The organism is Phenylobacterium sp. RIFCSPHIGHO2_01_FULL_69_31, from assembly GCF_001824475.1.
Lineage (GTDB): Bacteria > Pseudomonadota > Alphaproteobacteria > Caulobacterales > Caulobacteraceae > Phenylobacterium.
This window is the reverse complement of sequence record NZ_MHXN01000016.1, coordinates 1-22,555: the sequence shown is the minus strand read 5'-3', so window position 1 is coordinate 22,555 and position 22,555 is coordinate 1. Positions and strand designations below refer to the sequence as shown.

The window sequence follows — 22,555 nt, the reverse complement described above, 5'->3', positions numbered from 1 at the left end:
GTCAAACCCCGGCTGATACCTCCGCGCCTTCGTTCGGGAGAGGCCATTGCAGACCGCCACCCACATGCTGCGGACCGGACAGCGCGGCGCGCGGTTCCAGTTCCAGATGGCGTCACGCGACCTGGCGAACTCGTTCCGCCGGCTGGGCCTGTCGTGGTCGCTGGCCTGGCACGACGTCACCTCGCGCTATCGCGGCTCGGTGTTGGGGCCGTTCTGGATCACGCTGTCCATGGGCCTGATGGTCCTGGGCATCGGCTTCCTTTACGCCAGCCTCTTCAACCTGCCGCTCAACGAGTTCCTGCCCTACGTGGCGCTGGGCATCGTGTTCTTCGGGGTGATGACGGGGACCATCAACGAGGGTTGCGAGACCTTCGTCCTGGCCTCGGGGATGCTCTCCCAGACCAGCCTGCCGATGTTCACCTTCGTCTGGCGCACGGTGCTCCGGAACCTGATCAACCTCGGCCACCATCTGGTGATCGTGGTCGGCATGCTGGCCTACTACGACTACTGGAAGGTCGCCGACGTGCCCCTGGCCCTGATCGGCATCGTGCTGATGCTGCTGAACGCCAGCTGGATGTCGCTGCTGGCCGCCATCGCCTCGGCCCGCTACCGGGACATTCCCCAGATCGTGGTCTCGGGCATGCAGTTCGCTATCTTCATGACGCCGGTATTCTGGCTGCCGGATCGGTTCGGCAAGCATCAGGTGTTTCTCGACCTGAACCCCTTCTACCACCTGCTGCAGGCGGTCCGTGCGCCACTGCTCGGCCAGACGGTCCATACGACCAGCTACGTGGTCCTGGTCGCCATGGCGGTGGTCGGCTGGCTCGTCACCTTCGCGATCTTCGCCCGCACCCGCCGGCGGCTGGTGCACTACCTGTGACCGGCGCCTCCATAACCTGCCGCGATCTGACGATCCGGTTCCCCGTCTACGGGGCCGACGCCAAGTCGCTGAAGAAGGCCCTGGCCCGGGTCGTGGCCGTGGGCGGGGCCCTGGGCCGCCACGCGGGCGTCACGGACGTTACCGCCCTTGCCAATGTGAACCTCGAGCTCAAGGCCGGGGACCGCCTGGGCCTGATCGGCCACAACGGCTCGGGGAAGACGACCCTGCTGCGCGCCCTGTCGGGGGCCTATGAGCCCGACGAAGGCTCGATCGAGGTCCACGGCCGCATCGCCTCGCTGCTGGACCTCAGCCTGGGCATCGACCCCTCGGCCACCGGATACGAGAACATCCGCCTGCGCTGCCGGATCGGCGGCCTGTCGTCGAAGGAGATCGACGCGCGGATCGACGAGATCGCCGAGTTCACTGGCCTGGGCCCCTTCCTGTCGATGCCGGTGAAGACCTATTCGGCCGGCATGCAGGGCCGTCTCGCCTTCGCCGCCGCCACCGCGGTCGAGTGCGACGTCCTGCTGATGGACGAGTGGATCGCCGTGGGCGACGCCGACTTCCAGAAGATCGCCCACAAGCGCCTGCTGAAGCTGGTGGAGCGGGCCGGCATCCTGGTGCTGGCGACGCACGAGGCGCCGCTGCTCAGGCTCTACTGCAACAAGGTGATGAAGCTGGAAGGCGGCGTGGCCTCCGAGATCGTCGACATCCGCAAGCTGGATCAGCTGCTCGCGAGCTGAGCCTTAGCATCCATCCGACTACGCTGACGTTCCACCTCCAACATCAAAGGAGGCCGCCATGAGCGTGTTCGGCGATATCATGTCCAAGATCTTCCGCCACCCGCAGGCCAAGGCGGCGCCCCGCCCTGCCCCGCAGGCGGCCCCGGCGGCGGCGGCGCCAAGCCCCGCTCCGGCCGCCGCGCAGGCGGCCGCAGAGGCGCCCGCCGTCGATGTCGGCGCGGTGCTCGAGGTCATGGCCAAGGACAACGGCCAGCAGCTCAACTGGCGCCAGTCGATCGTCGACCTGCTCAAGCTGCTGTCGATCGACTCCAGCCTGGCCAATCGCAAGGCCCTGGCCGCCGAGCTGGGCTATTCCGGCGATACCGAGGATAGCGCGGCCATGAATATCTGGCTGCACAAGGCGGTCATGCAGAAGCTGGCGGAGAACGGCGGCATCGTCCCCGACTCGCTGCGGTGAGGTGGCCGGCGCGCCGGTTTCCCGGCGCGCCCTTCTCCCTATTTGTCGGGACTGGTCATCGGTGTCCCTTCGCGCCGCGGCGGCGGCTTGCACGCCCCAGCCCGCGCCTGGGCCACGTAGAACAGGGCCCGGTCGGCCGCGAAGTTGCGGTGCTCGGCGATGGGGTTGGTGGTCTCGCCGGTCAGCAGGCTCTGCGCCTCCTGCGGCGCGCCCTCGGCCGCGGCCAGGCCCAGGCTCTGCTGGTTCCAGCGGCTGAGCGGCGCCGTGCACGCCGCAACCGTGGCGTCGGCCACCGTCCCCGCGTCGTCCGGGCCGCCCGCCAGCGTGTAGGCCCAGCGGTGGAGGCAGTCCTCCGTCGCCGCCGCACCGTCGGTCGCCGCCGGCTGTGCGGCGTTGGCCGCCGGGAACGGCTTGCAAAGGCCCGCCACGGGCTTGCGGTCGCCGCCCTGGCAGGCCGCCAGGCCCGCGCAGGCGGCGGTCACGATCAGGATCCTGCGCATGGCTTAGCGGCACACCCGCGTGGGCTGGTAGACCCGCTGGCCGTAGGCGTCGTAATAGGCGCGGGTCTCCATCCGGCAGGCCGCGGCGTAGCGCGGGCGATCGTAGGCGGCGCGGTCATAGGTGCGCGCGCGCTGGTAGCTGCGGCTGGAATAGGTCTTGTTCTTGCACTTGCTGACCTGGTTGCCGACCAGGCCGCCCGCCGCGCCGCCAATCAGCGCGCCTTCGGTGCGATCGCCGCGGCCGGCGACGGCGCTGCCCAGCAAGGCCCCGCCCAGGGCGCCGATCACGGTGCCGTTGGTGCGCTTTTGACAGGCCGCCTGCGAGGCGGCGGGAACGGCGGCCACAGCAAGGGCCAGGCCGGCGATCATGGCGATCGTCCGCATAGTCTCTCCTCCATCCGTGAGCCGTTCCCTCGTCCGGCTCGGAGGGTACAAACGCCGCAGTGACCTATTGGATGCCGGAAAAGTGTCTGCCAGCCGACCGACGGCCCGCGTTCAATCCGCACGCTCGAAGGTGGCCGGAGGACGGTGTGGATCTGCGGTGTTGAGCCTGACGCACAGCTCTTCCCCAGGGCTCGCCCCCGGCGCGGCGATGCGGGAGACGACCGGCAGGGCGCAAAGCTGCATGCGCGCGCCGCGGTCGTCGACGTCAGTGACCACCGCCTGGAAGGTCTCTCCCTCGCGCCCGTGAAGCATCACCGTCTCGGCCAGGTCGATCACCGCCCGCTCGACCTGGCCCCCGGCGGCCGCGGCGCGCGCCATCACCGCCGGCAATTTCGCGAACGCCTCCTCGACGGTCTCGGGCGTCGGCCGGCCGTTGGCGACCGCCAGGGCGGCCTCGACCACATAACGGTCCGCCAGACGCCGCAGAGGCGCCGTGGCATGCACGTAGGTGGCGGCCATGGCGGCATGCCAGGGCGTAACGCCCTCCTGGTAAGGCACGTAGGACGCGGGGGCGCCCGCGCGCCGCACCGCCAACATGAAGGCGGCATCCTGTGGGTCGGCGGGATCGAGGCGCCGCTCGAATTGGGCCAGACTCGCCATATCGGGCCAGCACAGGCCGAACGCGCGCGCCGTGCGCCGCAGACGCGCGACCGCGCGCGCGTCGGGTTCGGGCATGACGCGGAACAGGCCCGTCCGGCGGGCTTGCAGCGCTTCGGCGACAGCCATGTTGGTAGCGAGCGAGAGGGCCGCGTTGCGGTCCTCGGACGCCAGGCGGGGACGGAAGCGCAGCGCCAGGCGACCATCGTCGAGGCGGGCCACCTCCTGTTCCGGGGGGTCCACGCGCGTGGCGCCCCGCCGCGCCTCCGCCGCCTTGATACGCTCGGACAGTTCGGCGAACCCCGCGGGCAGATCCGCGTCCCGGACGCTGTCGTAGGCGAGCTTGGCGACGCTGCGGATGATCGCCCGCTCCGCCCCATCGAGGCGGACGCTCCCATCTGGGGCCACTCGAACCGTAAAGACCACCGCCGGGCGTGGACCAGTCGGCAGCAGGCTTGCGGCGCCTTCGCTCAGCACCGGAGGATAGAGGCCTGCCTTTCCATCCGGCAGGTACTGCGTCGCGCCCCGCCGCCACGCTTCGGCGTCGATCGGCCCTCCGTGGTCGACGAACCAGGCCACGTCGGCGATGGCGTAGTGCAGCAGAAGGTCGGGGCCGCTGCCCTCGATGGCGAACGCCTGGTCGAGATCTGTGGAAGACGCCGGATCAAGGGTGACGAAGGGGCGATCGGTCCGGTCGGCGTGGGCGGTGGGCGCGCGGCCGGCGGCGGACTCGGCGGCCGCCATCACCTCCTGGGGGAAGGTCTCCGGAACCTGGAACTGGCGCCGGATGCGTCCAAGGCCCTCCGCCAGGGCTCTGTTGGGATCGACGAGCGCCTTCATCATCGACGCTAGCCGGCCGGCGCGTCGCGGCCGGCGAGGCTGGCCATGACGGTGGCCAGGGTCTCGTCGACCACGACATGCTGGCCGCCCGTGACGTAGATCTTGGTCGCCTCGGGCCCCTGATCTGTCACGAGGGTGACCTGGTCGACGTTGAGGCAGACCGTGCGGACGCCGTCGCTGCGGAAGGCGACAAATCGGGCCATGGCGAGAGGCTCCATCGGGGCGGTGGCTGGCCCGCTGAAGGTGCTTTGGTTCGCACGCCCTGGCCAGAGTGGGTCCGCACGCGGGGATGGCTTGCCAAGGCGCCGCCGTTTCGCGCATGTCGGCGCGAACGAAGGGAAGGAAATCTGCCGATGTTCTCGCACGTGATGATCGGGACCAACGACCTGGAGCGGGCGAAGTCGTTCTACGACGCGCTGCTCGGCACGCTGGGCGTGGGGCCGGCCATGGTGGACCGTCACCGGATCTTCTACCGCACGCCCACCGGGGTGTTCGCCGTGTCGCTCCCCATCAACGGCGAGCCGGCCACCTTCGCCAACGGTGGGACGGTGGGCTTCGCCTGCAGTTCGCCCGAACAGGCTGAGGCTTGGCACGCAGCGGGCGTGGCGGCGGGCGGGACCACTTGCGAGGAGCCGCCCGGGGTGCGCGACGGCGGCATGGGCAGGATGTACCTCGCCTACCTGCGGGACCCCGACGGCAACAAGCTGTGCGCCCTTCACCGCATGGGCTGAGATAGGCGTCAGACCTCGGCCGGCTCGAAGCTGCGCGGACCGATGCGGCGCCACGCCCCGATAAGCCGGGCGTCGCGCCAAAGCTGCACCAGCACGCCCTCGGCCGCGGACTGCGCGCGCCGGGCGGCGGCGGTGTCGTGGGGGGCGTCGAAGGTATCGCTGAGGGCCCGACCGTCGGGCGCGATGTCGATGGCGACATAGGACTTCAGGCGACTGGTCGGCATCGGGTACGCACTCGTGAACGGACAGGCCGGGGCACAATGCCCAACTTCGATGTCGGTTCCGAGACCAAGTTAAGTTCTTACTCGTCTATTTCAACCTGGCGTCGCAAATTCGCGCATTGGCGACGTCAATCCTCCGCCGGCGCCCGCCTGAACGTTCGGTCCGCCGAGCGGCGCCATCGCCCGATCAGCTGTGCGCCGCGCCACAGCGAGACCGCCACGCCCTCGGCCGCAGACAAGGCGCGGCGGGACGCGGCCGTATCGTGCGGAGCGTTAAAGGTATCCAGGACCGTGCGGCCATCTGCAGCCACATCGATGGCGACATAAGACTCCGTGTTTCCAGACATTGGAACGCAACCCCATTCAGCACCCTAAGCCACTAGGATGCCGAAGCCAGGGACGCCCGCCATCCCCCAATTGGGGGACGCCGGGCATGCGGAAGCCGATTTTTTGCCGAGCCCGGTCCGAGCCGGGTTCCGTCAGGCTTTCTGGGTCGCCGTCGGCGTGACCCGACCGTCGTCCAGGTCGTAGCGGGCGGCCACGATCTTGAGCTGGCCCGCCAGCACGCGGGTGCGCAGCGGGCGCGAGCCTGCGAACACCTCGGCTGCCGCGTGTGCGGCGTTGAGGCTGACGGCGGCCTCGACCGGGTCGGCGGTTCCCGCGGGCACCGCACGGACCGCGGGCGTGATCAGCGCGGCCAGCGCGCCGATTCGGGTGTCGCGGTCCTCCGGCGATCCCCGTCCGGCCAGGGCGTCCACGGTGGCCTTCACGGCGCCGCAGCGCTCGTGGCCCAGGGCCATGATCAGGGTCGAGCCCAGGTGGATCACCGAATATTCGATCGACGCCAGGACGGCGTCGTCGACGACGTTGCCGGCCACCCGGATGACGAACAGGTCGCCCAGGCCCTGGTCGAAGATCAGCTCGGGCGCGACCCGGCTGTCGGCGCAGGCCAGGATGGTGGCGAAGGGGCGCTGGCCGGTCGCCACCTCGAGGCGGCGGGGACGGTCGCCATGCGGGTGGGCGGCGTAGCCGTCCACGTAACGGGCGTTGCCGTTCATCAGCCGGGCGAGAGCCTCCTCGGGCGGGACCGAGGGCGGGCCTGCGGCATGGCCGGAGACGGCGGCGTGCGGATCCGCCGCAGGCGCCGGCGCGGCCGCCTTGGGCTTGGCCTTGGGGCGCGGCTTCGGCGCGGGCGCGTGCTCCGCCCCGCCCTCGGCGAGGGCGATGGCGGGAACGGCGACGCAGAGGCCCGCGCCGAGGGCGGCGACCAGGCGGCGGCGGTGAAGGTCGGGCATTGGATCCCCCCGGATCGGAGTTCGAGCGGCGGGATCAGAGCATGGAAGTCCTAAGATGCGGTTTGGACCGCCTCAGTCGCGCGCGTTTGAGGCGATGCCGTTGAGCTGCCAGCCGACCTCCTTGGCCAGGACCTCGAAGAATGCCGGCTCATAGGCGTTCTCGGGATCGGCGCGGACGAGAGCGTCCATCCTGTGCGCGTCGTCGCCTACCAGGATGCGCCAGCGCTCGGCCTTGACGCCGTCCAGGATGACGGTCGCGGCCGCCACCGCGGTCATCGGGGCGTCTTCCAGGAACCGCCGCGCCTGCTCGGCCATCATCGCCTGGATCGCCGAGTCGGGTATCGCGTCGGCGTCCATGCCCATGCGGCCGATCCGCTGGCGGGCGCGGGCCAGCTCCTCCGGCGACAGGGTGTCGTCCTCGGTGCCGCGGATCACCTTACGGCTGTTGCCCGCGATCGCGGTGCCGATGTGGCCGGGCATGACGACCGAGCACTTCACGTGCGGGGCGTTCAGGCGCAGGTCGGTGATCAGGGCCTCGGTGAAGCCCTTCACCGCGAACTTCGCCGCGGCGTAGGCGGTGTGCGAGACGTGCGGGCCCAGGCTGGCCCAGAAGCCGTTCACGGACGAGGTGTTGACGATGTGCGCCTCGTCGGCGGCCATCAGCGCCGGCAGGAACGTCCTGACGCCGTAATAGACCCCGCCCCAGCAGACATTAAACGTGCGCTCCCACTCGGCCCGGTCGTCGACGACCATGGAGCCGCCGCCGCCGATGCCGGCGTTGTTGAACAGGAGGTGCAGCCGGTCCATCTCGTGCGCAGCCATCGCCTCGTCGCGGAAGCGGACCAGGGCCGCCTCGTCCGACACGTCGGCCACATGGGCGGTGATCCGGGCGCCCTGCGGAACCCCGTCCGCCGTACAAAGGGCGATGGTCTCCTGCATGTTGCGGTCCGAGACGTCGCACATCGCCACGCTGCAGCCTTCGGCGATCAGCTGGCGGGCAAGCTCGCGCCCCATGCCCGTGCCGCCGCCCGTCACCACGGCGAATTTGCCGGCGAAGTCCTTCATGGCCGTCTCTCCCGATCGCTTGTTTGCCGGGAGGGTAGGCGCTGACGCCGCGGCAGAGGCAAGGGGGAGGCCTTTCCCGCGATCGCCGCCTCAGATCCCGTCCAGCAGGTTCAGCATGCCCTCGCGCTTGGGAAGCTGGGCGTCCATCAGGCAGACGAGGCCGGCCGGGTCATAGGTCATGTCGGCGCGGCCCTGCAGCTCGCTGCGCAGGGCGCGTTCGATCAGGCGTGAGCCGAAGCCGCGGCGGGTGGGCGGTCGAACGGCCGGGCCGCCGGCCTCGGTCCAGGTCATCCGCAGGCGCTCGGCCGGCGGGTCGAAGGTCCAGGCCAAGGTGACGCGCCCCGCCGCGGAGGACAGGGCGCCATACTTCACGGCGTTGGTGGCGAGTTCGTGCAGAACCAGGGCCATTGCGAGCGCCGCGCGCGGCTGCAGCCAGACGGCCGGTCCCTCGAGGCGCACCTGACTGGACCCGGCGGCCGCGAAGGGCCGCAGCGCCCGCTGGACCACCTCCTCCAGGTCGGCGCCATGCCAGCTCTCGCGGGTGAGGACGTCGTGCACCTCGGCCAGCCCCATCAGCCGGGACTCGAAACGATCGTAGGCGGTGGCGGGATCGGCGCCGGCGCGCAGCGCCTGGGCGGCCATCGACTGCACGGTGGCCAGGGTGTTCTTCACCCGGTGGTTCAGCTCGTTGATCATCAGGCGCAGCTGGGCCTGATAGCGCTGCTGCTCGGCCTCGGCCTGCTTGCGCGCCGTGATGTCCTCGATGACGGTGACGAAGTAGTCCGGCGCGCCATCGGCCTTGTGGACCAGGGACACGGTGAGGTTCACCCACACCGGGTCGCCCGGCTGGGTCACGTACCGCTTCTCGCGGGTGTAGGTCCGGATCCGCCCGGCCAGCAGCTCCCCCGCCTGGACCTGGTCGGGCGCCACGTCGTCGGGGTGGGTGATGTCCTGGAACCGGCGCTCGAGCAGGCCGGCCCGGTCGTAGCGGGTGATGGCGCAGAAGCGGTCGTTGACCTCCAGGAAGCGCCCCTCGGTCGAGACACGGGCCACCCCGACGGCGGCCTGGTCGAACACCGCCCGATAGCGGCTCTCCGCCCCCTCGAGGCGCAGGCGCGCTTCGACGCTGTCGGTGACCACCTCGGTGTAGAGCACCAGGCCGCCGACCTGGCCATCGTCGGTGCGCCAGGGCTTCAGCGACCAGCGGATCCAGTCGACGCAGCCATCCTTGCCGGTGAAGGGGTCGGCGTCATGGCTGAACGCCTCGCCATCGCGCAGGGCGCGGGCGTGAAGATCGCGCCAGTGCTGCGGCACCTCCGGGAACACATCGTAGTGGCGGCGGCCGATCAACGGCGTATCGCCCGGCAGGCCCTGGTCGGTGAGGAACCGGCTGGAGGCGGCCAGGTAGCGCATCTCGCGGTCGAAGATTGCCACGCCCAGCGGCGCCTGGGTGAGCGCGGTTAACACGCCCGACCCCGGCGCGGGCGGGGGAGGTGGCGGATCGGTCTGCGCCTCGTCGAGGCCCGCCGAATGCTCAGAGCGCAAGTCTGACAAGGTATCGAACGCCGGTTGGGGAAGCCCGGAACCTACATCGGCCGCCCGTCCCGCGCCATGCGGCGTGGCCGCCCAAGCCAAGCTTCCCGATCAAGGGGTCGTGGAGGACGGCGGAAGCTGGTGAGGGGGCGTGGGCGGGATGCGGAATCCATAGGCGCCGACGGCGCCGGTGGCGACGTCGACGGTCACCAGCTGGTCCACGCTCTCCGGGCGCGGGGTCTCGAAGCGGCGCGGGAACAGAGGCGGCTCGTCGCGACGGCCAAGCAGCACAAGCGCCCCCTCGCCAGGCATCACCGCCTCCAGCGCCTGGAGCGGGAGATCGGCCGTCCAGAGTGGCTTGCCGCGCGGTCCGGAGACGCGGGTCAGGCGCAGCCGGCCCTGGTCGCCCAACCGGTCGCGGTGCAGCACCAGCACACTGTCCGGCTTGAACAGCAGGATCGGCGTGTCATGGCAGCAGCGATTGTCCTCCAGCAGGCCCGGGATCAGAAATTCCGGGCTCTCGGGCAAGGGCCTGAAGTCGCTGAAGGTCGGCCGGGGACCGAAGAAGGTGGATCTGCTGCCGATCTTCGCCGACCAGACCCGCATGCGCGGATGGCGCTCGGGATCCACGCCCCCGATGACGCCCTTGTCCCGGAAGTCCGCGACCTCGGGTTCGGCCAGCAGGCCCAGCCACATCCGCCCGCCGATGTTGAGGCCGCGCGTGTAGAAGGCCCAGGTCCCGACGCCGCCGGCGGTGTTCGCCGGGAGGCTCACCCCAGGCCGTGGCGGCGCACGCTGGGCGTCGGTATCGAGCCTTGGACCGGCGGGGCGGGTGGCGACGCCCTGCCCCGTCAGCCGCCAGTCCCGCCCGTCGGCGGCGGTGAAGGACAGGCCCTGCGGGTCGAAGCGGATGTAGCGCTCCTCCGTCGGCATGACGCCCTGGAGGGCCGGGTTGGCGGACTCGAAGGCGGCGTTGTCGGCGACCCTGGCGCCGTCCGCAGGCGAGAGGCCCAGCAACTGCCGGCCGTCGAACAGCCAGAGCACCCCGTCTTGCACGCCCAGGATCCGCCGGCCCATGTTGACGCCCCGGCGCTCGTCCACGATCCGCTGACGCCAGACCGGCTTGGCCGTGGCGGCGTCGAAACCCCAGACGTCGATGAAGAGGCGGGTGTAGCTGACCCCGGAGCGGCTGGCGTAGGACCGGTACGTGCGCCACTGGCTGGTCATGAGGAACACCCGGTCGCCGGCCGGGGTGACCGCCCGCACCGGCTCGGCCTGGACGTCCGCCACGCTCGGAACAAGGCCGCGGCTGGCGATCATGACCCAGACGACCGCCGCGATGACCGCCGGAATCGCCAACAGGCCGAGCAGCCGTGGCAGGCGCTTCAGAAGATTGCGCCGCCGCCAGGTCTGCACGATCGGCTCGGACATCGCCCCCTCCCTCGAGGGTCGAAACGGACCACGGCGCGAGGCGAGCGACAAGCGCGCTCCTGATCGTCGGCCCTAGCCAAACGTGACTGATCGGCGTTCACTGTCGCGAACACGAGGGAGGAGAAACCATGGCCGACGGCAATGCGCTGATGAATCGGGAACAGGCGCGGGCCGAGGCCTACGCGCTGCCCCTGGACAAGCTGAACCCGGCGCGGCCAGAGCTGTTTCAGGCCGACGCCATGTGGCCCTATTTCGAGCGGCTGCGGGCCGAGGATCCCGTGCACTACACGGCCGAGCACGAGTTCGGTCCGTACTGGTCGATCACCAAGTACAACGACATCATGGCGATCGACACGGACCACAACCGGTTCTCGTCGGACTTCATGAAGGGCGGCATCACCATCGCCGGCGGCCAGGCCAACATGGACCCCCTGCCGATGTTCATCGCCATGGACCCGCCCAAGCACGACATCCAGCGCAAGGCGGTCAGCCCCGCGGTGGCGCCCCCGGCGCTGGCGGCCATGGCGCCTGAGATCCGCGCGCGGGCGGGCGCCATCCTGGACGGCCTCCCGATCGGCGAGGAGTTCGACTGGGTCGACCTGGTGTCGAAGGAGCTGACGGCCATGACGCTGGCGACGCTGTTCGGCGCGCCGCAGAAGGATCGCCGCCAGATCACCTACTGGTCCGACGTGGTCACCGCGGTGCCGACGCCGGGTGGGCTGGTGGAATCCATCGAGCAGAAGATGGGGATATTCAGCGAATACCACGCCTATTTCACCGGCCTCTGGAACGAGAAGGTCAACGCCCCGCCGACCGGCGACCTGATCTCGATGCTGGCGCATCATCCGGCGACGCGGACCATGGAGCCGCGCGAGTACTTCGGGAACGTGGTGCTGCTGACGGTGGGCGGCAACGACACGACCCGGAACACGATTTCCGGCTCGATCCTGGCCCTGAACCAGAACCCGGACCAGTACGCCAAGCTGCGGGCCAATCCGGACCTGATCCCGTCGATGGTCTCGGAGACCATCCGCTGGCAGACGCCGCTCGCCCACATGCGGCGCACGGCCGTCGAGGACGTGGAATTCCAGGGCAAGACCATCCGGGCCGGTGACAAGGTGGTCATGTGGTACGTCTCGGGCAACCGCGACGAGACCGTGATCGAGCGGCCCAACGACTACATCATCGACCGCGAACGTCCGCGGCAGCACATCTCGTTCGGCTTCGGCATCCACCGCTGCGTGGGCAACCGGCTGGCCGAGCTGCAGCTCACCATCATCTGGGAAGAGATTCTGAAGCGCTTCCCGGAAGTGACGGTGGTCGGCGAGCCGAAGCGCTCGTTCTCGACCTTCGTGAAGGGCTACGAGACCCTGCCGGTCGTGATCCCGAAGCGGAACTAGGTCGGCTGGCCGCCGAGGGCCGGTTGCACGGGGTGGCCCTCGGCGGCGCCGACGTCAGGCCTCGATGAGGCGCTGGCGTGCGCGACGGCTCCGGAGGGTCGCCCCCGCGCCGAAGAAGCCGGACAGCATCAGGGCCCAGGTCGCGGGTTCGGGAACGCCGGCGATGGGATCGTTGCTGACCGTGTAGCCGCCCTGGCTATTGGCCGTGAAATAGACGTTGCGGCCGTTGAGATCGAAGGTGTTCGCGGCAGCCACGTCGTAGACCGCCCGGTTCGCGCCGGTCGAGAACGCCGCCCCCGTCAGCTCGGTCTCACCGGGATCGGCGAGACCGCCGCCGGCGCTGATGCCGGTCAGGGTCGTGTGGCTGTTCGGGATGCTGTCCCCGCTGTAGCCGAAGATGATGTTGCCATTGGCGAACAGCTGGGCCTGGGCCGCGTAGGCTCCGCCGCCGCCGTATTCGCTGCCGACCCAGGTGAAGACCGCGCGGTCAGCGACGGCGGTGTTCAGATAGACCGTGCCGACGATGTCGAACCATTCCGGAGCGATCCGCGCCGCGCCGTTCAGGAAGTCGCCGACGCTGCCGTTGCAGCAGCCCGAACCATTGCCGCCGCCGAGGCTGACGAAGCCGTTCGTCGAGGCGTCGAACGTCGTATAGGTCTGCCCGAAGAACGAGAACGCGAACGGCAGGGAGCCGCCGGCCGTCTGGTCATCGCCGCCAACGACGGCCGCGCCGTAGTCGCTCTCGAACACCGGCGACGTCGCCGCACCGGCCGTGCCGGACATCAACACCGCGGCGGCGAACGCCGTCACCCCCAAGCCAATCTTCTTCATTTTCCCCACTCCATTAACCAGCGCCTGTCTGGCGCTCAGGCTTGTAGGGGTAGGTCGGCCGAGCTTTGCCGCGCCGCCCCCTTTTTGTGGTCCGGCGTCGAAAATTCACGATCCATAAAGGACGATCCTTAGGCCGCCCTTAGCGGCGCAGACCCGAAACCTGAACGGAATTGGGCGTTTATCGGGAGGTCGGGTGAGTACGGAGTCCGTTCGGTTGCGCCGCGCCGATCCCGCGTCTTCGCTGTCGTCCCCGGCTCAGCTGTTGCGGCGGGCCTGGGGCCGCAGCGGCCAGGGAAGCTGCGAGGCCTCGCGCCTGGTGGACGAGCTGCTGCATACCGAGGCGGACGAAGGCTTCGATTTCGGGGCCGCGGCGCTGGTGCCCGAGGAGGCGCTCGCGATCGCGGTGCTGAGTGCGCGCAACACCGTAGCCGCAGCCGACACGGCATTCGCCCAGGCCTTTCCCGACCCCGGGGCCATCCCCGACCTGCGGCGGCTGGCCGAGCGCGCACGCCGCACCGGTTCGGCGCTGGGCCTCCTCGAAGCCGCCGACGGCGCGCCCCTGACCGCCTGGATGGGCCGCGGGCCGGGCGCGGCGCGCTGGGTGAGCTCCGACACCGCACGGGCGGCCCTGGCCCGGCCCGGCGCCGTGGTGGCGCTGGTGTTCGCCCCGTCGCGGTCGGGCGAGCTTGCCGGCCGGGCATCTGCAGCGTTCGGGCTGACGCCCATCGAAGCCCGCCTGGCGGAGGCATTCCTGTTTGCGCCCACGCTCGAGATCGCCGCCGCCCAGGCCGGCATCGGCCACGCCACCGCCCGCGACGTCCTGGCCCGGGTCATGGCGAAGACCGGCGCGGCCCGTTCGGGCGATGTGGTGCGCGCGCTGGCGGAAGTGATGAGCGCGGTGCACGAGGCGCCGCCCATGACGCCCGACCGGCTCAGCGAAGCGCTTGGACTGACCCAGGCCGAAGCGGGAGTCGCGCTGGCGCTGGCCGGAGGCGCCACCCAGCGCGAGGCGGCCCAGGCGCTGGGCTTGCAGCCGGAGACCGTGCGCACCTATGCCAAGTCCGTCCTGGCCAAGACCGGCGCGCCCCGGGCCAAGGACTTGGCGCGGCTTGTCGCCGAGGCCGGAGCCCTCTCCGGGCTGGTGGCGGTGGCGGAGCCCGTGTTCACCTCCGGGGACCCGCCGGCGAGCCTGCGCCTGATGCCCCGGCCTGGCGGACGGCGACTGGCGTTCCTGGACTATGGCCCGGCGGCCGGACGGCCCGCGGTCGTCTTCCATGGCTTCACGGCCGGCCGCAGCCTGCCCCCCCGGCTGGCCGCCGCCCTGCAGGCCCGCGGCCTGCGCCCGATCGTGCCCCAACGCCCAGGCTTCGGCCTCACATCGCCGGCGGGCGGCGACTATCTCGCGGAGGCCGCGGACGACCTCGAAGCCCTGGTTACGGCGCTTGGCCTTCGCGAAGTGGCCTTGTTCGCCCGCGACGGGGGAACCGCCGCGGCCCTGGCGTTTGCGGCCGCCCATCCAGGACGGATATGGCGCGGCGTGTTGCTGAACCCCCGCTCGCCTCGCGGCCTGTCGCCGGACCACCGTAGCGGCCCGGTGAAGCGGATGACCCGGATGCTCCTGGACCAGCCGCACCTGATCTCGGGGCTGGGAGAGCTGATCCGCCGGCGCACGCGCAGCGACTTCCTGGAGGCGGCCCTGCACGAGACCCTGGGCGCCATTCCCGCCGACCGAGGGGCGCTGGCCGACCGGGCGGTGCGGGCCCAGCTGGTGCGCGACATCCAGGCCCAGTTCGCCCATACGAGCGCCGGCTACGCCGCCGAGCATGCGGTCTATGCGCAGGGCTGGCGCGTGCCGCAGGTCGGGGCCGGCGGGCCCTGGACCCTGGTCCACACCGGAGCCCTCGGCGACGAGCCGCCCCGCGATCCGTGGCTGGCGTTGCCCGGAGCCAGCTTCCACACGCTGGATGGCGCCGGCGTGCTGGCCCAGTTCACCCACCCGGACCAGCTCGGGGCGCTGATCGCGGGCGAGCCCTACCTGGCCCCGGCGATATAGGCGTCCACGCGGGTCTCCAGCACGTCGAGCGGCAGGGCGCCGGCGGCCAGGATCGCCTCGTGGAAGGCCTTCACGTCGAACTTCGGCCCCAACGCCTTCTCAGCCTTGGCGCGCAGTTCGGAGATCCGGAGCTGGCCCACCTTGTAGCTGGTGGCCTGGCCCGGGCTGGTGAAATAGCGGTCGATCTCGCGGGCGATATCGAGGTCCGAGCTCAGCGTGTTGGCGGTCATGTACGCGATCGCCTGATCGCGGTTCCAGCGCTTGGCGTGGATGCCGGTGTCCAGCACCAGGCGGGCGGCCCGCCAGATCTCCAGGCTGAGGCGGCCGAAGTCGTCGTAGGGGTCCTGGTAGAAGCCGGCTTCCTTGCCCAACTTCTCGGCGTAGAGGCCCCAGCCCTCCGTGTAGGCGCCGTAGTAGGCAAGCCTACGGAACATCGGTAGGTCGGTCTGTTCCTGGCTCCGCGCGATCTGGAAGTGATGGCCCGGCGCGCCCTCGTGGTAGGCGATGGCCGGAAGCTGCACCTTCTGGACCTGGGTCATATCCGCGAGGTTCACGTAGAAGATCCCCGGCCGTGAGCCGTCCGGCGTGCCCGGATTGTAGAAGGCGGTCGAGGCGGTCTTCTCGCGGAACGGCTCGACCGCGCGGACCTCCAGCGCCTGCTTGGGCAAGGTCGAGAACTGCCGATCCGCCACGGCCATGTAGTCGGCGATGATCTTCTTGGCGTCGGCCAGGTACTGCTGCTTGCCTTCGGCGGTGTTGGGATAGTGGGTCTTGGGATCCGTCTTCACGAAGGTGAAGAACTCATCCAGCGTCCCTTTGAAGCCGACCTTCTGCCGGATGAGGTCCATCTCGGCGCGGATGCGGGCCACCTCGGCCAGGCCGGTCTGGTGGATCTGGTCGGGGGTGAGGTTCGTCGTCGTGAAGAAGGCCACCTGGTCGGCGTAGAACGCCTCGCCCTGCGGCAGGGCCCAGACGCCGTTCACGCTCGTGGCCTTTTTCTGCATGGCGGCCAGGGCGACTAGGTAGCGTTCGTAGCCGCGCTTCCATTGCCCCTTAAGCGCTGCCTCGCCCTCGGCGAGCAGGCGCGCCTTGGCGGCCTCGTCCGCCTTCAGCGCGGCGACCTTGCTCTTGAAGTCGGCCCAGAGTGCGTGGTCGGGACCGGCGTCGAAGGGCGCGCCCTTGAGCTGGTTCTGCGCGTCCGGGATCACCCGGCCGAACACGAAGGCCGGGGGGAGGAAACCCTTGGCCGTGCGCTGGTCGATGTCGTCGGAGACCTCGCCCGCCACCCGCTCGATGGCCTTCAGGCGCGCCACGTACGCCTCGGCGTCGGCGACGCTGTCCACCCGATGGGTATTGACCAGCATGACCGGCAGGCCGTCGAGGGCGCTGCCGTTCGAGGACACCGCGTAGTTCTGCCAGTACCACTTGGCGAACATCCGCTGGGTGGCCACGTTGCGTTCGAAGAGATCGTAGGAGAGCTGCGAAGCCGGCGAGAGCTTGGCGCGGTCGAACTCCCGCTTCATGCGGGCCAGCTGGGCCTCGGCGACGGCCAGGGCTTTCTTCTGGCCGGCCTCGGTGTAGTCGCCGAGTTCGCCGTAGCGCTCCTTCATCCCGAGCTGGGTCAGCGTCTCGGGGCTGAGCCGCGCGGCCTCCAGGAAGCTGGCCTGGAAGAAGGCGGCGAGGCGCGCGTCCTCGGATTGGGCCTGGGCCGCCGGCGCCGGCGCGGGCTGGGCGACCGCGGGCGCGGCCAGCGTGGCGACGCTCAGCGCCAGGACGGAGCAGACGGTGCGGAACATGTAACCCCCCAGAATGTCGCGTGACGGGAGGCTTAGGCCCGCTCCGCCGCGGGCCGAAGTGAATTTTCCTCAATCTACCCAGCCGGCCACATGGTTCAGCCGCGCCCAGCTGCGGCGGTAGGCAGGAATGGCCTCGCTCCGCGCCGGTTGCGGGAGGTTCGTCCGCCAGCGCGCCTCCGCCGCATCCGCCTCGACCCAGCAGCTGGCGATGGCGGCGTCGAGGTCGCCCGCATCGAAGGCCCGGTCCATGCGCGCCTGGAAGCTGGCCTCGAGGGCGTCCCGTTCGGCGGCGATGGCCGCGAGCGCCGGAGTGAAGTCGGCCAGCATGGCGCGGTGCAGACGCTCGTGCCGCCACCAGCGCGAATCCGGGTCCGCCCGGTCGGTGGGCGGCGCCCCGAACAGCGGCGGCGCCGCGCCGAAGACGAAGGGTTTGAAGAGGCTCGTGCAAGGAGCGGACGTACCGGTCAGCCAATGGACGGCGCGGCCCGGCCGAAGCTCGCTCACCATCGAGGCTACCGATTGGCTGCGACGCGGTCCGCTGCTGGCGTGCATGCAGAGGGTGCGAGCCCGTGTGTTGGCTGGCGTCCAGTCCTGCGCTTCGCCGTGGTCGCGCAGGATCGCCATCATGCCGGCGGGCGTGAGATGAGGCGCAGCGCGATCCAGCAGCGCCTGCCCCCGGGCGCAGCGACCCCGCCCGAAACTGACCGCGTCCCGCGCCTCGTCGATCAGCGCCGCGCCGACATCGTAGCGCTCGGCCCGCCGGAGCCCTGGGCTGACCGCGTCGTAGTCGGCGCCGATCGAATAGGCGTTCGACAGGGCGCGATGCGAGGCGACCCGGCGCCACACCCACTCCCGGCCGGCGGTCTCCAGGACAAAGGCTTCAGCCGGGTCGGCGATGATGAAGCCGTTGTTGTAGTAGAACCTGCCAAGGTGGCCGCAGTCGCCGCCCTGGCCATGACGCTCCAGCAGCTCGATGATCACGTCGCGGGCCTCGGCGGCCGTCGCGCCACGTTCCAGGCCCAGGCGCACCAGATCCATCCCGATCAGGGCGCGCCGGCGCTGGGCCGGGGTTTTCGCATGCAGGGCCTCGTTGCCGATGACCACGCCGTGTTCGTTGGCGCCCATCTCGGCGCCCCACATCCAGAACGGGCGGCTGAGCAGGCACGCATGGGCGTGCTCGACATCCGGGATTGAGATGTAGGTGACCCGCAAGGGCCGCCCCGCCGCGCCCTCCCGCGCCGGGCGGACCTCGAGGACCTGGGCCTCGTTCCGCTCGCGGTCGCTGTTCTTGGCGAAGAGCGCGGCGCCCCTGGCGGTGGACGATGCGGGGCTGGCCAGGGTGTCGCACATTGGTGTCAGGGCGCCTTGCAGGCCCTGATGTCGGCTGGCTTCGGCCGGGTCACCGGGGCCTCGAAGATCGCCAGGTAGCCGACGCCACCGGCCATGGGGGCCGAGGAGAGCTGGCGATAACCCACCGCCTCGAACTCGCACTTCAACAGGGCCGGCGGCATGCCGTGCGAAGCGGTGGCGCGGTCGAGGTCGATCACACCCACCCGCGCACCCGGCTTGAGCGCGCCCGCGAGGTTCCACAGCAGCGCGTAGGGGTTCTCGACCTCGTGGTACATGTGGACCAGCACGGCCCGGTCGATGGACTTCGCCGGCAGCTTGGGATCGTCCGGCGTGCCCACAACGATCCGGATGTTGGTCAGCTTGCGGCGCTCGGCCTCGCGCCGCAGGCCGGAGATATAGGCCTCGACGATATCCTCGGCGTAGACGATCCCCGTGGGCCCCACGGCCGGCGAGAGCCGCAGCGTATGGTAACCCGAGCCGGCTCCGATATCGGCCACGCGCATGCCGGGCGCGATCTCGAGGCCGCGGATCAGTTGGCCGGACTCGTCGGCCGCATCCCGGTCCGGGCCGGATGACCACTCGGGCGCCACGATGCCGGCGACGGGGCGGTCGGGAAGTGGGAACCCGCCTTCGGCGCGGGCGGCGGCCTGGGCGGTCCGGCTCTCCGGCGTCGGCGAACACGCGGTCAGCAGGGCCGCAGCCAGGAAGGCGAGACTGAAACGCATCGGCCTCATTTAGCGAGCCCAGCGGCCTTAAGCGAGACCGCCCGGGCGGCGGCCAGGCATCAGGTCAGCTCAAGCCCAGCTTCGTGCATCCGCCGGGCGGTCCAGTAGTCGAACATCTTGGGGTACGGCTCGTCCGGAGACCGCAGCATGCAGCGGGAGCCGGGCGGCGGCTCTTCGCCGTGTTCGATGTAGGTCATGGCCCACATGGTCCGGTAGTTCACCGTGGGCTCGGCCGAGTGCGCCAGCTTCGCGTTGGAGTTCCGGATGAGGCCCCACAGCACATAGTCGTCGACGATCGATGCGCGCGGATCCTTGAACGCCCAGGCCCCGATAGCGGCAAACGCAGGGCGCGTGATGAAGAAGCAGTTCATGTCGCAGAAGTCGACGCCATTGGACTGCTTGCAGACGGCCAGGACGCTGCCGTCGGGCCGGATGAGGCGGCGGGTCGCCGTGACGATATGGGCCTTGGTCTCGGCCTGCAGGCGCACCAAGGTGGCGAGGTGGTCCGGATCGTACCAGTTGTCGGCGTCGAGGAAGGCGATGGCGTCGAAGCCCTGGGACGAGGCGCTCATCGCCGCCACCGCCCGCGGCGTGTCGCCGTAGTCGCCATGGTTCCAGGGCAGCGTCAGGTGGCGGACTGGCCAGCTGTCGATCTCGGCGCGCGGATGGCCGTCCGCAACCATGAAATGCGTCACGTCGGCCTGCGTCTGGGCCGCCACGCTCTCATGGCAAAGGCGCAGCTGTTCCAGCGGCTCCTTGAAGTAGGGGGTGATGACGGCGATCCGCATGAGATTCCGTTTAGACCGCGCCGGCGCCGGGCGGAACCCGGCAACGTGCGAGGCGGATGAAACGGAACGGGAACGTGCTATAGCCCCGGAAATGGCCGACACTGCGGGCCCACCCGCCGATCTGTTGCCGGAACGGTTCCGGGCCTGGTTCGCCAGGCGCGGCTGGTCGGCGCGCACGCACCAGCTGGAGATGGTGGCCAAGGGGCGCGAGGGCCGCGACGCCCTGCTGATCGCACCCACTGGCGGGGGCAAGACCCTGGCCGGGTTCCTGCCCACCCTCATCGAGCTGTCGGAGCGGGCGCCGGCGAACAGCGCCCGCGGGCTGCACACGATCTACATCTCGCCGCTGAAGGCGCTGGCGGTGGACGTGGAGCGGAACCTCAATACGCCGATCCTGGAGATGGGCCTGGACGTGGTCGCCGAGAGCCGGACCGGCGACACCGGGATCGCGCGGCGCCAGCGCCAGCGGGTGAAGCCGCCGGACATCCTGCTGACCACCCCGGAGCAGCTGGCGCTGCTGTGCGCCTGGGAAGGGGCGCGGCTGTATTTCGAAGATCTTCGCTGCGTGATCCTGGACGAGATCCACACGCTGCACGCCAGCAAGCGCGGGGACCTTCTGGCCCTGGACCTCGCGCGGCTGCAGACCCTGGCTCCGAACATGCGCCGGGTGGGGTTGAGCGCGACGGTCGACGACCCCGAGGTGATCAAGGCCTGGATGGCGTCGCATCGCAGCGTCGAGGTGATCAACGCCCCCTCCACCGCTCCGCGGTCCCCCTCCCCCGTGCCAGCGGGGGAGGTGGATCGGCGCGTCAGCGTCGGGACGGAGGGGGCGCAACATGGCTCCTCCTCGATCGCCCTGGTCCGAGGCCCGGCCGGCGCGGAGCCTGTGGTGGACGTGCTCCTCTCCGAGGGCCGGGTGCCGTGGGCCGGGCACACCGCGCAGCACGCTATGGCGGAGGTTTACGAGGTCATCCGCCGGTCGAGGACGGCGCTGGTGTTCGTGAACACGCGGTTCCAGGCCGAGTTCGCATTCCAGGAGCTGTGGCGGCTGAACGAGGACAGCCTGCCCATCGCCCTGCACCACGGCAGCCTGGCGGCCGAACAGCGGCGCAAGGTGGAGGCGGCGATGGCGCGGGGGGAGCTGCGGGCGGTGGTCTGCACTTCCACCCTGGATCTCGGCATCGACTGGGGCGACGTGGACCTGGTGATCCAGCTGGCCAGCCCAAAGGGCGCCTCGCGGATGGTGCAGCGGATCGGTCGGGCCAACCACCGGCTGGACGAGCCCAGCCGCGCGCTGTTCGTCCCGGCCAACCGGTTCGAGATGCTGGAGTGCCAGGCGGCGCGCGAGGCCATCGCGGAAAACAAGCTGGACGGCGACCCGCCGCGCGTGGGGGCGTTGGATGTCTTGGCTCAGCACGTCATGGGCTGCGCGGTGTCCGAACCCTTCGACATGCTGGCGCTCTACGACGAGGTGCGCTCGGCGGGCCCCTATCGCGACCTGCCCTGGGAAGACTTCGAGGCGGTGGTCGATTTCGTTTCGACCGGGGGCTACGCACTGAAGACCTACGACCGCTTCCGACGGATCGTGCAGCTACCCAATGGACGCTGGAAGGTCCGGGACCAGAACGTGGCGCAGCGGCATCGGTTGAACGTGGGGGCGATCGTCAGTCCCGCCGTGCTGGCGGTGCGGATGGCGATGCGCGGCAACCGTGGCGGCCGCAAGATCGGCGAGGTCGAGGAGGGCATGCTGGAGATGCTCGACCCCGGCGACACCTTCGTCTTCGCGGGCCAGGTCTGGGAGCTGGTGGGCGTGACCAACCTGGACGTCCTGGTCCGGCCGGCGAACCACAAGGACCCCAAGATGCCGTCCTGGGGCGGGTCGAAGTTCGCGCTCTCGACCTACCTCGCCAAGCGTGTGCGGCAGTTGATGTTCGACGAGAGCCACTGGAGCGTGCTGCCCACCGATGTGCGCGAGTGGCTGGGGGCCCAGAAGGACCGGTCGCTGATCGTCGGCGAGGACGAGATGCTGCTGGAGACCTTCCCGCGCGGCAAACGCAACTTCATGGTGGTCTATCCCTTCGAGGGGCGGCTCGCCCACACGACGCTCGCGATGCTGCTGACGAAACGCCTGGAGCGCCTCGGCGTCGGGCCGCTGGGCTTCGTCTGCAACGACTACGCCATGGCGATCTGGGCGCTGAACCCGATGGACCAGCTCGACTATGACGAGCTGTTCGCGCAGGACATGCTGGGCGACGACCTGGAGGCCTGGCTGCACGAGAGCTTCATGATGAAGCGCGCCTTCAAGGGCTGCGCCATCATCGCCGGGCTGATCGAGAAGCGGTTTCCAGGCGAGCAGCAGAAGACAGGGCGGCAGATCACCTTCTCCACCGACCTGATCTACGATGTGCTGCGCCGGCACGAGCCCGACCACCTGCTGCTGCGCTGTGCGCGGGCGGATGCGGCGACCGGCCTCATCGACGTAGCGCGGCTGGGCGACATGCTGGCCCGCATCCGCGGTCGGATTCGTCATGCGCCGCTGGACCACCTCAGCCCCTTCTCGGTGCCGATCCTGCTGGAGATCGGCAAGGAGCGCTCGCCCGGCCAGGCCGGCGAGATGATCCTGGCGGAGGCGGAAGAAGACCTGATTGCAGAGGCTTTGCAGTGAACGACGTCAGTCTCCCCTTTGCCTACCGGTTCGCCGCCAGCGACTGCGGCGGGCTGGCGATCGGGGTGCGCGGCGTCGAGCTGTTGATGCGCTGTTCCGGCGCCCTGTGGCTGGCCGCCGAACGCATGCTGATCGTGGCGGACCTGCACCTGGAAAAGGGCTCGTCCTATGCGATGCGCGGCCAGATGCTGCCGCCCTATGACACCCGCG

The 22,555-nt window shown here is 70.2% G+C and carries 21 protein-coding genes and 1 pseudogene; 8 read left to right on the top strand and 14 right to left on the bottom strand.

Translation table 11 applies throughout. From position 1 onward, the window contains the following. The first annotated feature begins 46 nt into the window (after window positions 1-46). From A2790_RS11660 to A2790_RS11650, 3 genes are read left to right on the top strand one after another with little or no spacing between them, the layout of a single operon-like run. Window positions 47-880, top strand: coding sequence for an ABC transporter permease (locus A2790_RS11660; protein WP_293391554.1), 834 nt, complete (start codon window positions 47-49; stop codon window positions 878-880). Beyond that, the gene (locus tag A2790_RS11655) at window positions 877-1,623 is read left to right on the top strand and encodes an ABC transporter ATP-binding protein (RefSeq protein ID WP_293391552.1); all 747 of its coding nucleotides are present in this window, start codon (window positions 877-879) and stop codon (window positions 1,621-1,623) included. Before A2790_RS11660 ends, A2790_RS11655 begins: the two co-directional genes overlap by 4 nt. A gap of 58 nt (window positions 1,624-1,681) precedes the next feature. After that, complete coding sequence (locus A2790_RS11650) at window positions 1,682-2,080, top strand: DUF3597 domain-containing protein (RefSeq protein WP_293391550.1); 399 nt, start codon at window positions 1,682-1,684, stop codon at window positions 2,078-2,080. Window positions 2,081-2,118: 38 nt separating this feature from the next. Here the strand turns inward: A2790_RS11650 and A2790_RS11645 are convergent, their stop codons facing one another. The 4 genes from A2790_RS11645 to A2790_RS11630 all read right to left on the bottom strand — a co-directional run bounded on the left by A2790_RS11645 (window position 2,119) and on the right by A2790_RS11630 (window position 4,664). Beyond that, window positions 2,119-2,580, bottom strand: a complete 462-nt coding sequence (locus tag A2790_RS11645; RefSeq protein WP_293391547.1) for a hypothetical protein — start codon at window positions 2,578-2,580, stop codon at window positions 2,119-2,121. 3 nt (window positions 2,581-2,583) lie between these two features. Beyond that, window positions 2,584-2,964 carry a glycine zipper 2TM domain-containing protein gene (locus A2790_RS11640; RefSeq protein WP_293391545.1) on the bottom strand — a complete coding sequence of 127 codons (381 nt, stop codon included), beginning with the start codon at window positions 2,962-2,964 and terminating at the stop codon, window positions 2,584-2,586. 111 nt (window positions 2,965-3,075) lie between these two features. Continuing rightward, on the bottom strand, window positions 3,076-4,464 hold the full coding sequence (locus A2790_RS11635) for an RNB domain-containing ribonuclease (RefSeq protein WP_293391542.1): 1,389 nt from the start codon (window positions 4,462-4,464) through the stop codon (window positions 3,076-3,078). Between the two features lie 5 nt (window positions 4,465-4,469). Further along, window positions 4,470-4,664 carry a hypothetical protein gene (locus A2790_RS11630; RefSeq protein ID WP_293391539.1) on the bottom strand — a complete coding sequence of 65 codons (195 nt, stop codon included), beginning with the start codon at window positions 4,662-4,664 and terminating at the stop codon, window positions 4,470-4,472. A 150-nt stretch (window positions 4,665-4,814) separates the two neighbouring features. On the opposite strand from A2790_RS11630, the gene A2790_RS11625 reads away from it, so the two are divergent. Next, the gene (locus A2790_RS11625) at window positions 4,815-5,192 is read left to right on the top strand and encodes a VOC family protein (protein ID WP_293391536.1); all 378 of its coding nucleotides are present in this window, start codon (window positions 4,815-4,817) and stop codon (window positions 5,190-5,192) included. A gap of 8 nt (window positions 5,193-5,200) precedes the next feature. On the opposite strand, the gene A2790_RS11620 is transcribed toward A2790_RS11625, so the two are convergent. The 5 genes from A2790_RS11620 to A2790_RS11600 all read right to left on the bottom strand — a co-directional run bounded on the left by A2790_RS11620 (window position 5,201) and on the right by A2790_RS11600 (window position 10,737). Next, on the bottom strand, window positions 5,201-5,416 hold the full coding sequence (locus tag A2790_RS11620; protein WP_293391534.1) for a hypothetical protein: 216 nt from the start codon (window positions 5,414-5,416) through the stop codon (window positions 5,201-5,203). Between the two features lie 476 nt (window positions 5,417-5,892). Beyond that, on the bottom strand, window positions 5,893-6,708 hold the full coding sequence (locus A2790_RS11615; RefSeq protein WP_293391532.1) for a carbonic anhydrase: 816 nt from the start codon (window positions 6,706-6,708) through the stop codon (window positions 5,893-5,895). A gap of 72 nt (window positions 6,709-6,780) precedes the next feature. Continuing rightward, on the bottom strand, window positions 6,781-7,773 hold the full coding sequence (locus A2790_RS11610; protein ID WP_293391530.1) for an SDR family NAD(P)-dependent oxidoreductase: 993 nt from the start codon (window positions 7,771-7,773) through the stop codon (window positions 6,781-6,783). A gap of 90 nt (window positions 7,774-7,863) precedes the next feature. Beyond that, a complete protein-coding gene (locus A2790_RS11605; protein ID WP_293391527.1) occupies window positions 7,864-9,318 on the bottom strand; it encodes an HWE histidine kinase domain-containing protein in 1,455 nt (484 codons plus the stop codon). Window positions 9,319-9,417: 99 nt separating this feature from the next. After that, window positions 9,418-10,737, bottom strand: coding sequence for a PA2928 family protein (locus A2790_RS11600; RefSeq protein ID WP_293391524.1), 1,320 nt, complete (start codon window positions 10,735-10,737; stop codon window positions 9,418-9,420). 128 nt (window positions 10,738-10,865) lie between these two features. Between A2790_RS11600 and A2790_RS11595 the strand changes: the two genes are divergently transcribed. After that, entirely contained in the window at window positions 10,866-12,137 is a 1,272-nt protein-coding gene (locus A2790_RS11595; protein WP_293391522.1) for a cytochrome P450, read from the top strand. A gap of 54 nt (window positions 12,138-12,191) precedes the next feature. Here the strand turns inward: A2790_RS11595 and A2790_RS11590 are convergent, their stop codons facing one another. Further along, window positions 12,192-12,968 (bottom strand): PEPxxWA-CTERM sorting domain-containing protein, encoded by a 777-nt coding sequence (locus tag A2790_RS11590; RefSeq protein WP_293391519.1) that lies wholly within the window; start codon window positions 12,966-12,968, stop codon window positions 12,192-12,194. A gap of 193 nt (window positions 12,969-13,161) precedes the next feature. On the opposite strand from A2790_RS11590, the gene A2790_RS11585 reads away from it, so the two are divergent. After that, window positions 13,162-15,021: an alpha/beta fold hydrolase gene (locus A2790_RS11585; protein ID WP_293391516.1), complete on the top strand. Its 1,860-nt coding sequence runs from the start codon at window positions 13,162-13,164 to the stop codon at window positions 15,019-15,021. On the opposite strand, the gene A2790_RS11580 is transcribed toward A2790_RS11585, so the two are convergent. The 4 genes from A2790_RS11580 to A2790_RS11565 form a co-directional block, all read right to left on the bottom strand. After that, window positions 15,000-16,817, bottom strand: coding sequence for a DUF885 domain-containing protein (locus tag A2790_RS11580; protein ID WP_293391513.1), 1,818 nt, complete (start codon window positions 16,815-16,817; stop codon window positions 15,000-15,002). The two genes, A2790_RS11585 and A2790_RS11580, sit on opposite strands and share 22 nt — an antisense overlap. Window positions 16,818-16,886: 69 nt before the next feature. Further along, the gene (locus A2790_RS11575; protein ID WP_293391510.1) at window positions 16,887-18,167 is read right to left on the bottom strand and encodes a hypothetical protein; all 1,281 of its coding nucleotides are present in this window, start codon (window positions 18,165-18,167) and stop codon (window positions 16,887-16,889) included. Window positions 18,168-18,172: 5 nt separating this feature from the next. After that, entirely contained in the window at window positions 18,173-18,892 is a 720-nt protein-coding gene (locus tag A2790_RS11570) for a methyltransferase domain-containing protein (RefSeq protein ID WP_293391508.1), read from the bottom strand. 59 nt (window positions 18,893-18,951) lie between these two features. Beyond that, entirely contained in the window at window positions 18,952-19,680 is a 729-nt protein-coding gene (locus A2790_RS11565; protein ID WP_293391506.1) for a glycosyltransferase, read from the bottom strand. Between the two features lie 91 nt (window positions 19,681-19,771). Between A2790_RS11565 and A2790_RS11560 the strand changes: the two genes are divergently transcribed. After that, the gene (locus tag A2790_RS11560; protein ID WP_293391503.1) at window positions 19,772-22,345 is read left to right on the top strand and encodes a ligase-associated DNA damage response DEXH box helicase; all 2,574 of its coding nucleotides are present in this window, start codon (window positions 19,772-19,774) and stop codon (window positions 22,343-22,345) included. Further along, window positions 22,342-22,555: pseudogene (locus tag A2790_RS11555) on the top strand (phosphoesterase); the annotation flags it as partial. The gene A2790_RS11560 and the pseudogene A2790_RS11555, both read left to right, overlap by 4 nt.

Coding starts and splice junctions, on each gene's coding strand:
- A2790_RS11560 (WP_293391503.1), top strand. CDS start 19,772: ATGGCCGACACTGCGGGCCCACCCGCCGATCTGTTGCCGGAACGGTTC.
- A2790_RS11580 (WP_293391513.1), bottom strand. CDS start 16,817: ATGTTCCGCACCGTCTGCTCCGTCCTGGCGCTGAGCGTCGCCACGCTG.
- A2790_RS11635 (WP_293391542.1), bottom strand. CDS start 4,464: ATGATGAAGGCGCTCGTCGATCCCAACAGAGCCCTGGCGGAGGGCCTT.
- A2790_RS11565 (WP_293391506.1), bottom strand. CDS start 19,680: ATGCGGATCGCCGTCATCACCCCCTACTTCAAGGAGCCGCTGGAACAG.
- A2790_RS11630 (WP_293391539.1), bottom strand. CDS start 4,664: ATGGCCCGATTTGTCGCCTTCCGCAGCGACGGCGTCCGCACGGTCTGC.
- A2790_RS11640 (WP_293391545.1), bottom strand. CDS start 2,964: ATGCGGACGATCGCCATGATCGCCGGCCTGGCCCTTGCTGTGGCCGCC.
- A2790_RS11650 (WP_293391550.1), top strand. CDS start 1,682: ATGAGCGTGTTCGGCGATATCATGTCCAAGATCTTCCGCCACCCGCAG.
- A2790_RS11645 (WP_293391547.1), bottom strand. CDS start 2,580: ATGCGCAGGATCCTGATCGTGACCGCCGCCTGCGCGGGCCTGGCGGCC.
- A2790_RS11575 (WP_293391510.1), bottom strand. CDS start 18,167: ATGTGCGACACCCTGGCCAGCCCCGCATCGTCCACCGCCAGGGGCGCC.
- A2790_RS11570 (WP_293391508.1), bottom strand. CDS start 18,892: ATGCGTTTCAGTCTCGCCTTCCTGGCTGCGGCCCTGCTGACCGCGTGT.
- A2790_RS11590 (WP_293391519.1), bottom strand. CDS start 12,968: ATGAAGAAGATTGGCTTGGGGGTGACGGCGTTCGCCGCCGCGGTGTTG.
- A2790_RS11615 (WP_293391532.1), bottom strand. CDS start 6,708: ATGCCCGACCTTCACCGCCGCCGCCTGGTCGCCGCCCTCGGCGCGGGC.
- A2790_RS11595 (WP_293391522.1), top strand. CDS start 10,866: ATGGCCGACGGCAATGCGCTGATGAATCGGGAACAGGCGCGGGCCGAG.
- A2790_RS11620 (WP_293391534.1), bottom strand. CDS start 5,416: ATGCCGACCAGTCGCCTGAAGTCCTATGTCGCCATCGACATCGCGCCC.
- A2790_RS11610 (WP_293391530.1), bottom strand. CDS start 7,773: ATGAAGGACTTCGCCGGCAAATTCGCCGTGGTGACGGGCGGCGGCACG.
- A2790_RS11600 (WP_293391524.1), bottom strand. CDS start 10,737: ATGTCCGAGCCGATCGTGCAGACCTGGCGGCGGCGCAATCTTCTGAAG.
- A2790_RS11625 (WP_293391536.1), top strand. CDS start 4,815: ATGTTCTCGCACGTGATGATCGGGACCAACGACCTGGAGCGGGCGAAG.